We start from the raw sequence: 12145 nt of genomic DNA, 5'->3' as shown, positions 1-12145 counted from the left end.
ACGGGTGGGCGAGGGGGATGTCAACCGTTGAGAGTCCTCGCGCACGCCCGTCCCGCGAGGATGGCGTCCTCCATGGAGGAGTACTCCCACTGCCCATAGCGGCCGGCAATCTGGACTCCCGCGTGCTCCAGGAAGCGGAGAATCTCCGACTTCGCGGGGCCGTAGGCCTCGTCGTAGAGCACGTAGGCGTGGGGAATCTCACGCGCCTGGGCGAAGAGGACGTCGTCCGCGGCGTGAATCATCTGCGAGCGCACCAGGTCCTCCACCGCGTACTGCTCCGCCGCGGCCGGGGACAGCTCGCCGTGGTGGCTGTACTCCACGTAGAAGGTGGACGTGTCCGGGGGCGCCAGCGGCGCGTACACCGCGGAGGGCGAGCCGATGCGGTACGTGTGGAACTCCGGCTCCGGCAGGTAGATCCAATGCCAGGGCTGGCGGTTGGCCCCCTTGGCGCCCACGGCCACGTACGTGACGGTGGTGGCGCGCAGCTTCCTCGCCGCGTCCTGCACGGCGTCGGGCACGCCGGCCTCGCCCTTCGCGAGCAGCTTCACCAGTCCGGGCAGGGAGATGCTGGACACCAACCCCGCATAGGGCTGCACGGTGCCGTCCGACAGCGTCACCTTCCGGGCCTTCCAATCGATGGCGGTGGGCTCGGTGTGCGTGCTGAGCTGGCCACCCTTCAGGTGGCTCAGCATGGCGCGAGCGAGGCTCTCGATGCCGCCCTCGCGCGGGTACAGGAACGACGCGTTGTAGCCCACCGCGTCGCTGCCGGCGCCCAGCGCGCCGTCCACCACTTCCTTCAGGTTGGGGCGGGGCACGAAGCGGCCCACCCAGGCGGCGGACATCTCGCGCGGGTGCACCGTCCACAGCTTCTGGTTGTAGGGCACCATGAAGTTCTTCGCGAAGCCCTCCCCCATGTAGCGGAGGATGAACTCCTCGAAGTTGCGGGGCTCGCGCTCGCGCAGCTCGCGGCCCTTCTCACCGTAGATGGCCTCCACGTAGCCCGTGAGGTTCTCCGCCACCACCTCCGGCGGCAGGCCGTGGGTGTTCACCTGGTACGGGAAGCGCGTGAAGACGCCGCGCGTGAAGATGCCGGCCTTGCGCTGGATGCGGACCATCTGTTCCGGCAGCCACAGCGTGTTCACCAGGGCCTGGATTTCCGGGTCCCGCAGGTGGAGCCAGTGGCCGGTGGGGTCGAAATAACACCCCTGGATGACCTCGGTCTTGATGAGGCCTCCGACGCGGTCGGACTTCTCGATGAGGCGCCAGGGCTTGGTCAGGAAGTGGGCGGTGGAGAGGCCCGCGAGGCCCGCGCCCAGGATGACAATGGGTTCCATTGAGGGGCGGGTCTACCACCTTCCACTCCGGGAGCGGCGAAACGAACGCCGGGTGCTGACCGGCGGGAGACGGGGGCCCTCGCCCGCTTGCCTGGGAGGGTGCGCTTCAACCTCTTCGTGTGCGTTCTTTCCGGGCTGGAAACGCCTCTGGTAGCCTGCGCGCACCGCGAAGGCGCTCGGTCCCCCTCTCGCGAGCATTCGCGCCAGCCGGTCCCGTCGAAGGAACCCCATGAAAGTCTCCTGCCCGTCTTGCCAGACGAACTACAACATCGATGACAAGCGGATCCCCCCGGGAGGCGCGAAGCTCAAGTGCGCCCGGTGCCAGACCACCTTCCCCATCAAGCTCGAAGCGGTGAGCGCGCCCCCGGCGCCTGCGCCCGCCGAGCCCGCCGTTCCGCTGCCGGGCGCGCCGGCCCCGGCGCCCCGGTCCGCCGCCGTTCCCCTCCCCGGTGCCGCGCCTGACGCCAGTGCCGCGCCGGCCGCCGCCGCGGTTCCGCTGCCCGGTGCCGCCCCCGCTCACCCGGCCACCGCCGCGGTTCCGCTCCCGGGTGCGCCCGCGTCCGCTGGCGCCATCCCGCTGCCCGGCGCCGCCCCCGCGCCCGCCGCGGTTCCGCTCCCCGGCGCCGTCCCGCCGCCCGGTGCAGCAGCGCCGGCCGCCTCCGCCATTCCGCTGCCGGGTGCCGCGCCGGCCGCCTCCGCCGCCATTCCGCTGCCGGGTGCCGCGCCGGCCGCCTCCGCCATTCCGCTGCCAGGCGCCGCGCCGGCACACCTTGCCGCCTCCGCCGCCATTCCGCTCCCCGGCGCGCCCGCGTCCGCTGGCGCCATTCCCCTCCCGGGTGCGCCCGCCGCTGGCGCCATCCCGCTGCCCGGTGCCGCGCCCGCGCACCCGGCCGCCTCCGCCGCGATTCCGCTCCCCGGCGCGCCCGTGTCCTCGAGTGCCATTCCGCCGCCGGCCGCGCCAGACGCCTCCGGCGCCATTCCCCTCCCTGGCGGCGCGCCTGAAGCAGATCCGTTCGCCTTCGACATGAGCGAGGCCCCGCAGGCCGCCAGCATCCCCCTGCCCGGCGGCGCGCCTGAAGCAGATCCGTTCGCCTTCGACATGAGCGAGGCCCCGCAGGCCGCCAGCATCCCCCTTCCCGGCAGCGCGCCCGAGGAGGACGCCTTCGCCTTCGACATGGGCGCGCCCGCCGAGGCCGCGGTGCCCCCCCCGGGCGCCGCGCCCGAGGAGGACGCCTTCGCCTTCGACATGAGCTCGCCCGCCGAGGCCGCCGCGGCCATGCCGCCGTCGGATGGGCTGGACGCGTTCGGTGACGACCCTGGCGAGCCGGCGCGGGACACGCGCGAGGTGACGCGCGTCGTCTCCATCCCCCTGCCGAGCGACGCCTACCGCGAGCCGCCCGCCCCCGCCGCGTCGGGCTACGGCGTGAACGAGCCCGCCGGCACCGCGCGCGACTTCGACTTCGACACCGTCGAAGCGCCCGCCGAGGACGCAACGCAGGGTTACGGCGTGAACGAGCCCGCGGGCACCGCGCGCGACTTCGACTTCGCCTCCGACGACGCCCTGCCGGTCCCCGTGGAGGCCCCGCCCGCCGAGGACGCGTTCGCCTTCGACATCGAATCTCCCGGCGCCGCCGCCCAGCCGCCCCAGGACGACCCGTTCGCCCTGCCGCCGCCCCCCGCGCATGCGCAGCCGGCCGCGCCCCAGGACGACCCGTTCGCCCTGCCGCCGCCCCAGGACGACCCGTTCGCCCTGCCGCCCGCGCCGGACGCGTATGCCATGCCGGCCGCGCCCGCTGCCGAGCCCTACGCCATGCCCCCGCCCGCCGCGGGAGCGCCGTCCTTCGACTTCGCCGAGTTGCCCGTCCCCGCGAACGCCGACCCGTTCGCCCTGCCGCCACCGGGGGCCGCGGACTTCTCCGACCTGCCCGCGCCCGCCGCGCCCCAGGCCCTGGAATTCGCGGACCTGCCGGCCCCCGCCGCGCCAGCCCCGGACCTGTCGTTCGACTTCAATGAGCCGCCCGCGCCTGGAGCGGACCCGTTCGCCGCCGACTTCGGCTCCGCGCCGGCCCCCGCCCCCGCGGCGGACCCGTTCGCCGCTGACTTCGGCTCCGCGCCGGCCCCCGCCCCCGCGGCGGACCCGTTCGCCGCTGACTTCGGCTCCGCGCCGGCCCCCGCCCCCGCGGCGGACCCGTTCGCCATCGACTTCGCGGAGCCTCCGGCGCCCGCCCCGGCCGTCGCCGTCAACCCCGCCCTGGACTTCGGTGACGTGGACTTCGGCTCGCCCCCGCCGGCCGCGTCCCCCTCCATCCCCGACTCCCTCGAGTTCGACCCCACCGCCCGGCCAGATGACGACCTGGAGGCGGACCTCTCCGACCCGCTGCCGCCCCCGCCCAACGCGGGCCCCGCGGACGGCCTGGAGATGCTGTCCTTCATCGACGACGCGGCCGGCAAGGACGGCGGAGCCCAGGCGGGCGCCAAGGTGCGTCGCTTCCACGTCCGTCGGCGCTCGGGCAAGGTGTTCGGCCCGTTCGACGAGGGCGTCATCGTCAAGATGCTCGAGGATGGACAGCTCCTCGGGAACGAGGACGTGTCGCAGGACTCGGAGACCTGGTCCGCCATCGGCACGGTGCCCACCTTCGCCGCCGCCATCCAGCGGCTGATGGAAGGCCCCGCCAAGCTGGTGACGCCCGCCGCGGCGCCGGCCGCCGCCGTCGTGGACGCGCCTCGCGTGGACGGCGTCGACCCGCAGGCCAACATGAAGCGGCTGGAGCAGCTCTACGAGGGCCGCATGGCCGCGGTCTCCGTCGTGGACCGCAGCGGCAACACGGAGAAGTGGAAGAAGCGCATCCCGCTGATGATCGCCGCGGGTGTCGCCGTGGTGGTGGCGGGCATCGGCGCGGGCACGGAGTTCGGAACGCGCTACGGCGCCTTCGGCCGCAAGGCCCTCTTCCCGCCTCGCGTCGCGGACGGCTCGCCCCAGGCGAAGCAGGTGCAGGAGGCGAAGCAGGCGCTGCTGACGGACACCTTCGACAGCTACAAGCAGGCCCGCGAAATCACCGCCAAGGTGCTCCAGCAGAAGGAGTACCCGGAGGTGCGCTCGCTGTGGTGCCAGTCCGTGCACTACCTCCAGCGCCGCTACGCCGCGGGCAACCCCAACGAGATGAGCCGCTGCCGGCAGGACATGGCGGAGATCGGGTTCCTGGGCGAGAAGGACGTGGACTTCATCAAGGCGTCCGCGGCGCTCGCGCTCACCTCCCGCCAGGCGGACTCCGTCATCCCCGCCCTGAGCGACGCCCACAGCCGCGAGGACACCCAGGCCGACGCGGAGCTGGCCTTCCTGCTCGCCGAGGCCTACGCCCAGAAGCGCGACGAGAAGCGCGCCCTGGACACGCTGAAGAAGGTGCTGGCGAAGAACCCGAAGTCCGCCAAGGCGCACCACGCCATGGGCAACCTGCACCAGTCCGCCGACCGCGCCGACGAGGCCGCCGCCGCCTATGCCGCGGCCCTGGAGGCCGACCCCAAGCACGTGGCCTCCGCGGTGGAGCTCGCCGCGGTGGAGCTGCTGGTCCGCAAGGACGTGGAGAAGGGCGCCGAGGCCGTTGAGCGGGCGCTGGCCCCGGACGTCCAGTCCGCGCTCGGCCCCGCGGAGCTGGCCCGAGCCCGCGGCCTCAAGGGCGTGGCCATGTTCCAGCGGCACCAGCCCAAGGAGGCCGAGGCCGAGCTGAAGGCCGCCCTGGAGATGGACGAGAAGTCCGCGTTCCTCCGCGGCCAGCTCGCGCGCGTGCTGCGCGCCCAGCGCAACTTCGACGGCGCCCTGCCCATCTACAAGGCGCTGTCGGTCGAGGAGCCCAACAACCTCGAGTTCGCGGACGGCCACATCACCGCGCTGGTGATGACGGGGAAGATGCAGGACGCCCTGGAGGCCGTGACGAAGGCCAACGGCGTGTTCCCCAACGAGGCCCGCATCGCCTACCTCTTCGGCCGCATCGAGGACGCGCTCGACAAGCTCTCCGACGCGGAGGGCCACTACAAGCGCGCCATCGCCGCGGACGAGAACCTGGTGGAGGCCCGCCTCTACCTGGGCCGCTTCTACCTGGCCCAGCGCCGCAACGCGGAGGCGCGCGCCCAGCTCGAGGAGGCCGTGAAGAAGGCCCCGGAGCACGCCGGCGTGCGCGCCGGTCTCGGTGAGCTGGCCCTGGCGGAGAACAACGCGCTGCTGGCCCAGCAGGAGTTCGAGCGCTCCGTGAAGCTGGACCCCATCCTGGCGGACGCCCACCTGGGCCTGTCCCGGGTGGCGCTGCTGACGGACGACCTGGAGACGGCGAAGACGGAGGCCAACCGCGCCCTGGAGCTGGACCCGCACCTGCTCAAGGACGGCCGGCTGCAGCGCGGGCTCGTGCTGTGGCGGCTGGGCCAGTTGGAAGAGGCCGTGGCGGAGCTGGAGAAGGCCAAGACGGAGGACCCGCGCTCCACCACCATCCCCATCACCCTGGGCGCCGTCCTGCTGGAGCGCGGCGACTTGCCGGGCGCGGAGAGCAACCTGGGCCTCGCGCTGAGCAACGAGCCTTCCAACCACGAGGCGCTCTACTACCTGGCGCTGGTGAAGGCGAAGCGGCTGGAGTTCACCCAGGCGCTGGACAACATGCGCAAGGCCGTGGAGCGGGCGCCCAACCGCCCCGACTACCACTACGCCTACGGCGTCATCCTGCGGGACGCGAAGAACCTGCCGGACGCCATGGACTCCTGGCGGAAGACGGTGGAGCTGGACGCCAGCCACGCAGACGCCCACGAGGCGCTGGGCCACGCGCAGTTGGAGAGCAGCCAGTTCGACGAGGCCATCGCCTCGTTCGAGGCCAGCCTCAAGGCCGACCCCCGCCGCACGCGGGTGATGGGCTCCATTGGTGACGCGTACTTCGCCGCCGCGCGCTGGAACGACGCCATCAAGCGCTACCAGTCGGCCCTGAAGGCGGACCCCAAGCTCACCTACGTCTATTACAAGGTGGCCCGCGCCTTCACCGAGCAGGCCCAGCACGCGAAGGCCATCGACTGGTACCGCAAGGCCACCAACGCCGACTCGGAGAACCCCATGGCCTACTACTACCTGGGCTTCGCCTATAAGGAGCGCAACAAGAAGCGCGAGGCGGTGCAGGCCTTCAAGGACTACCTCTCCCGCAAGCCGGACGCGACGGACAAGCAGGACATCGAGGACGAAATCTACGACCTGCAGAACTGAGGTCGCTGGCCGCCGGACGCCCGTGGGGTCCGGCGCCTCCCCTCCCCCGTGGAGTCAGGGCGGAGGGGCGCGCGGCGTCCGGCCTTGAGCACCCCAGGCGTGAGGAACCTTGCTGGCCTCACCCGGCGTGACTACAAGGCGTGCTCCATGCTGGACCTCCGGAACGTTGCGCAGAACTTCGATGCGGTGGTCGCCCGGCTCAAGACGCGGGGCGGCAACCTGGATTTGGGCCCCTTCCAGCGGCTCTTCGCCGAGCGCCGCGAGCTGTATGTCTCCGTGGAGTCGCTGGCCGCGCGCCGCAACGCCGCCAACGAGGAGATGAAGCGCAAGGCGAAGGAGGACCCGAAGGCGCTCGACGCGCTCCGCGGCGACCTCCGCGCCGTCTCCCAGGAAATCAAGGAGAAGGAGGGGCGCCTCAAGGACGTGGAGGAGGAGCTCAACCGCATCCTCCTGCTCATCCCCAACGTGCCCCATGAGTCCGTCCCCGAGGGCGGCGGCGCCGAGGACAACGTCCAGGTGGCCATCTGGGGCCAGAAGCCGGACCTGCTCTTCGCCCCCAAGCAGCACTTCGAGCTGGGTGAGAAGCTGGGCATGCTCGACTTCGAGCGCGCCGCCAAGGTGTCCGGCAGCCGCTTCACCTTCTACAAGGGCGCGCTGGCCCGGCTGGAGCGGGCGCTGGTCACCTTCATGATCGACGTGCACACCAGCAAGGGCTACACGGAGCTGCTCCCGCCCTACCTGGTGCTGCGCGAGACGATGATGGGCACCGGCCAGCTCCCCAAGTTCGAGGATGACGTCTTCAAGACGGTGGGTGAGCCGGAGCGCTTCCTCATCCCCACGGCGGAAGTGCCCGTCACCAACTACCACGCGGACGAAATCCTGGAGGGCGAGTCCCTCCCCATCCGCTACTGCGCCTTCAGCCCCAGCTTCCGGGCGGAAGCGGGCGCCGCCGGCAGGGACACCCGCGGCCTGGTCCGCCAGCACCAGTTCCACAAGGTGGAGCTGGTGAAGTTCGCCCAGCAGGACAAGAGCCTGGACGAGCTCGAGGCCATGACGGACGACGCCTGCGACATCCTCCGCCGCCTGGGCCTCCACCACCGCGTGATGCTCCTGTGCACCGGGGACATGGGCTTCAGCGCCCGCAAGACGTACGACATCGAGGTCTGGCTGCCCGGGCAGAACGCCTACCGGGAGATCTCCTCCTGCTCCGACTGCGGCGACTTCCAGGCCCGCCGGGCGAAGATTCGCTACCGGGCCCAGAAGGGGGACAAGCCCCAGCTCGCCCACACGCTCAACGGCAGCGGCCTGGCGGTCGGCCGGACGGCCATCGCCATCCTGGAGAACTACCAGCGCGAGGACGGAAGCGTGGCCATTCCGGAGGCGTTGGTGCCGTACATGGGCGGTTTGAAGGAGCTGAAGCCGATTTGAGTCTGAATCCGGCTTGCAACGCGCGAAGAATCAGGTAGAAGGGCGGCCCCACGGACGTCGGTCCGGGGGGTGCCAAGTCGGCCCCGGTGGTATGGAGGCGTGGCCGAGCGGTTGAAGGCAGCGGTCTTGAAAACCGCAGAGGGTGAAAGCTCTCCGTAGGTTCGAATCCTACCGCCTCCGAGTTTTTGTTCTTGAATTTGTTGGCTCTTTGACAGAGAAGAGTTGGAGAGATGGCCGAGAGGCTGAAGGCACAGGTTTGCTAAACCTGCATACTCGAAAGGGTATCGAGGGTTCGAATCCCTCTCTCTCCGCCACTTGTAGTTGTAGCAGCGCCGGAAGAAATGCTCCCTTAGCTCAGCTGGATAGAGCGTCGGACTACGAATCCGAAGGCCGGAGGTTCGAATCCTCCAGGGAGCGCCACTTCTTTCGAGCAGTTCTCCATGAGTGACGAAGCTTTCATGCAGCAGGCGCTATCGCTCGCGCGGGAAGCAGCGGAACTCGGAGAGGTCCCCGTAGGTGCTGTGGCGGTGCTGGACGGTGAAGTCGTCGGCACGGGTTTCAACCGCCGCGAAGTGGACCGCAACCCGCTCGCTCACGCAGAGATGTTGGCCATGGATGCCGCGGCCCGGAAGCTCGGTGCCTGGCGTCTCTCGGGTGTCACCCTGTACGTGACGCTTGAGCCGTGCGCCATGTGCGCCGGAGGCCTGGTGCAGTCCCGTGTGACGCGACTCGTTTTCGGTGCCTTTGATCCGAAAGCCGGTGCGGTGGGTTCGCTGTACAACCTGGTCGAAGAGCCTCGACACAATCACCGGCTCCAAGTCACGAGTGGTATCCTGGCGGACGAGAGCCGCCTGCTTTTGAAGACGTTCTTCGGGCGCCTGCGCGCGAAGAAACGTGACAATTGAATACTGGAGAGCTGGCCGAGTGGTCGAAGGCACCTGACTCGAAATCAGGCATACCGGCAACGGTATCGTAGGTTCGAATCCTACGCTCTCCGCTCCAGATTTATGGAGAGGTGGCCGAGCGGTTGAAGGCGCACGCCTGGAACGCGTGTATATCTGAAAGGGTATCGTGGGTTCGAATCCCACCCTCTCCGTTGTTGTTTCTGCAGGGCGTGGTTACATTTTTTATGGTCGGGACAACGTGGGGGCGTGAACCCCGCCAGGTCCGGAAGGAAGCAACGGTAGCGTACTTCCGCGTGTGTCCCGGCCGTCCTTTTGAAGAGCCGGTGTCCTTTCAAGGGCACCGGCTCTTCTCCTTTGCGGGCTCGCCGCTCCCCTGCCCTACTCGCGGGAGAGAATCGTCTCGCGGCCCACCTTCCGGACGACCTGGAAGCCGCCGGCCTGGAGCTCGGTGAGCGCGCGGTCCTCGAAGGTGACGGCGCGGTTGAACGTCTTGTCCCGCAGCGCGCGTTGAAACGCGGCGTCGTGGGGCCAGTCACAGGTGAGCCAGGGAATCCGCTTCCCCAGGTAGAAGAAGCCGCCCGAGCCCCACAGGCCCTCGTTGACGATGAGCAGCCCCCGCGCGTTGCCCCGGGTGGCGGCGACAATCGCCCGGAACTGGTCCGCCCGCAGGTCCCCGGAGGGAAAGTAGGCCGCGGAGGCCAGGGTGGCGGCCAGCGCGAGTCCGGCCAGGCCCCACCGCCCCGTGGGCTGGGCACGTCGGGCCAGGAGGGCCGCCACGGGCGGCGCCGCGGCCAGCATGGCCAGCACCAGGCCGGGGTAGAGGAAGCGCTCCTCCTTGTGCGCGGTGGCCAGCAGCACGCCGGTGTACACGGCGGCGCACCACAGCGGCAGGGAGGGGAAGCGCCGCTGACGGAGCGCGGCCGCGCCCAGGGGCACGGCGGCCCACGCCCAGAGCGGCACCGCGGAGAGCAGCGGCTTCACGTAGAAGCTCGGCGGGTCCGCGCCGAACCGGGCCGCGGCCTTCCCGGAGAAGACGTTGAAGCGGACGTAGGCGAAGAAGGAATGGAAGGGCTTGCCCCACGTCGCCCAGTCGAGCGCGCCGAGCGCCACCGCCACGGCCAGCCCTCCCACGCAGGTGAAGACGAGCAGCCGCCACCGCCGCGCCGCCGCCAGCCACACCAGGGCCGCCAGCACGAAGATGGCCGAGGGGTAGCGGGCCACCACCGCCAGCCCCAGGGCCACGCCGCCCACGAGCCCTGCCCTCGCGAGCCGCTCGCGCCGGTCCAGCGCCTCCATGGCGACGATGAGCAGCGAGGCGGAAATCGACTCGGCCATGGTGCGGCCCGCGAAGACGAGCACCGGTCCATAGAGGCCCACGAGCAGCGTGGCCAGCAGCCCCCCTGTGTCCCCCGCCCGGCGCTGAGCGAAGCGGTGCGCGGCCCAGAGACTCCAGGCGTGGAGCGCGACCTGCGGGAGGGCCACCACGACGCGGTAGGCCCGCGGGTGGGTGATGCCCAACAGGTCCGCCAGCTTCAGGAAGCCGGCCAGCACGCCGGGGACCGCCCAGTTGCGCAGGCCCTCACGCCACTCCCACGCCAGGACGCCGTAGCCGTGGACGCGCCACCAGGCCGGCTCCAGCGACTGGTACACCTCGTCCGGGTGGATGCGGCCCAGTTGCACCACCGCGATGAGGCCGGGCAGCAGGGCCACCGCCGCCAGCACCCAGCGGGAGACACCCCGGGCCGGCGCGTTTCGCGAGGTCGGCGCGGGCGCCTCGAGGCCGGGCTCGGGCGGCGGGGTGGCATCGGCGGGCGTGGCGAGGAGTGGCGCGGACACGGGGGCGGCGACTCTTCCCGTCCGCGCCCCCGGACGCAAGGTGTGAAGCGTTCGTCTGCCCGCCCTCCACCCGGGCCCGACGGGGAGTGGAATCCCACCTCGTGGGAGGGCAACGACATGGATCATTCACGCCGCCGTGTTTAGATGACGCCCCCCATGAGCTACCTCGTTCTCGCCCGCAAATGGCGCCCACAGAAGTTCGACGACATGACCGGACAGGAGCACGTCGTCCGGACGGTCGCGAACGCCATCAAGATGGACCGGGTCGCGCACGCGTACCTGTTCTGCGGACCTCGCGGCGTGGGCAAGACGACGGCCGCGCGCCTGCTCGCCAAGGCGCTCAACTGTGAGAAGGGCCCCACCGCCCAGCCCTGCGGCGAGTGCCGCGCCTGCGTGGAGATTGCCGCGGGCACCAGCGTGGACGTCGCGGAAATCGACGGTGCCTCCAACAACGGCGTCGAGAACGTCCGCGAGATTCGCGAGAACGCGAAGTACCTGCCCCAGCGGGACCGGCACAAAATCTACATCATCGACGAGGTCCACATGCTGTCGGGAGCGGCGTTCAACGCGCTGCTCAAGACGCTGGAGGAGCCGCCCGGGCACGTGAAGTTCATCTTCGCGACCACCGAGGCGCACAAGCTCCCGGACACCATCCTGTCGCGGTGCCAGCGCCACAACTTCCGCCGGATTCCGGCGGCGCGGATGCTCCAGCGGCTCCAGGAAATCTGCAAAGCGGAAGGGGCCGGCATCTCAGACCGCTCGCTGTCGCTGGTCGTGCGCCAGTCCGAAGGCGGCATGCGCGACGCGCTGAGCCTCCTGGACCAGGTGCTCGCCTCCTGCGGCGCCAACCCCTCCGACGAGGAGGTGGCCGAGGCGCTGGGCGCCATCGACCGCACGATGGTGCAGGACTTCGCCGACGCGCTCGTCCACAAGGACGCGAAGCGGGTGCTGGAGCGCGTGGAGGAGGTCTTCAACCGCGGCCTGGACTTGAAGCGCCTGGCCGAGGAGCTGGCCTTCCAGTTGCGGCACCTCTTCGTCACCAAGACGCTGGGCAAGGCGCCCGACGAGCTGGCCGAGTCCGAGCAGAAGGCGCTGGTGGCGCTCGCGCAGGACGCGGAGGCCGCGCAAATCACGCGCCTGTTCGACGTGGTGCACGGCTGCATCTGGGATGTGTCGCGCGCGGCGCAGCCTCGGCTCGCCCTGGAGATGGCGCTGCTCAAGGCCATCCAGTTGTCGCCGGGTGGCTCGATTCCCGAGCTGCTCGCCCGCGTGGACAAGCTCGCGGCGGGACTGGGTGACGGTTCCGCGAAGTCGAACGCTGGAGCGCCGGGAGGTCGCTCCAGCCCCGCGAACTTTCGCGCCTGAACCGCGTCCCGAGACTTCAGGAATGCCCGCGGCCGCCCCCGCCC

Annotated in this window: 6 protein-coding genes, 5 tRNA genes and 1 other RNA gene; 10 read left to right on the top strand and 2 right to left on the bottom strand. The window is 70.7% G+C overall.

What is annotated here, in order from left to right:
• Positions 1–20 precede the first annotated feature (20 nt).
• Positions 21–1334, bottom strand: a complete 1314-nt coding sequence (locus MYMAC_RS10045) for a protoporphyrinogen/coproporphyrinogen oxidase (protein ID WP_013938550.1) — start codon at positions 1332–1334, stop codon at positions 21–23.
• 229 nt (positions 1335–1563) lie between these two features.
• On the opposite strand from MYMAC_RS10045, the gene MYMAC_RS10040 reads away from it, so the two are divergent.
• The 9 genes from MYMAC_RS10040 (at position 1564) to ffs (ending at position 9214) form a co-directional block, all read left to right on the top strand.
• Complete coding sequence (locus MYMAC_RS10040) at positions 1564–6567, top strand: tetratricopeptide repeat protein (RefSeq protein WP_095957938.1); 5004 nt, start codon at positions 1564–1566, stop codon at positions 6565–6567.
• Between the two features lie 147 nt (positions 6568–6714).
• Positions 6715–7995, top strand: coding sequence for a serine--tRNA ligase (gene serS / locus MYMAC_RS10035; protein WP_095957937.1), 1281 nt, complete (start codon positions 6715–6717; stop codon positions 7993–7995).
• Positions 7996–8088: 93 nt separating this feature from the next.
• A tRNA-Ser gene (locus MYMAC_RS10030) sits at positions 8089–8175 on the top strand.
• 44 nt (positions 8176–8219) lie between these two features.
• A tRNA-Ser gene (locus tag MYMAC_RS10025) sits at positions 8220–8309 on the top strand.
• Between the two features lie 29 nt (positions 8310–8338).
• Positions 8339–8415 (top strand) — tRNA-Arg (locus MYMAC_RS10020).
• Positions 8416–8435: 20 nt separating this feature from the next.
• Complete coding sequence (gene tadA / locus MYMAC_RS10015; protein ID WP_013938547.1) at positions 8436–8900, top strand: tRNA adenosine(34) deaminase TadA; 465 nt, start codon at positions 8436–8438, stop codon at positions 8898–8900.
• A 5-nt stretch (positions 8901–8905) separates the two neighbouring features.
• Positions 8906–8992 (top strand) — tRNA-Ser (locus tag MYMAC_RS10010).
• A gap of 12 nt (positions 8993–9004) precedes the next feature.
• Positions 9005–9091: transfer RNA gene (locus MYMAC_RS10005), tRNA-Ser, on the top strand.
• 30 nt (positions 9092–9121) lie between these two features.
• An RNA gene (gene ffs, locus MYMAC_RS10000) (signal recognition particle sRNA small type) lies at positions 9122–9214 on the top strand.
• 64 nt (positions 9215–9278) lie between these two features.
• Here the strand turns inward: ffs and MYMAC_RS09995 are convergent.
• A complete protein-coding gene (locus MYMAC_RS09995) occupies positions 9279–10736 on the bottom strand; it encodes a glycosyltransferase family protein (RefSeq protein WP_095957936.1) in 1458 nt (485 codons plus the stop codon).
• A 156-nt stretch (positions 10737–10892) separates the two neighbouring features.
• Here MYMAC_RS09995 and dnaX point away from each other — a divergent pair, with 156 nt between their 5' ends.
• The gene (dnaX, locus tag MYMAC_RS09990; protein WP_043710497.1) at positions 10893–12101 is read left to right on the top strand and encodes a DNA polymerase III subunit gamma/tau; all 1209 of its coding nucleotides are present in this window, start codon (positions 10893–10895) and stop codon (positions 12099–12101) included.
• Positions 12102–12145: the final 44 nt, after the last annotated feature.

This window comes from Corallococcus macrosporus DSM 14697 (assembly GCF_002305895.1).
Taxonomy (GTDB): domain Bacteria; phylum Myxococcota; class Myxococcia; order Myxococcales; family Myxococcaceae; genus Myxococcus; species Myxococcus macrosporus.
Note: the sequence above shows the minus strand (reverse complement) of the source record. Positions and strands in the feature narration are given on the sequence as shown.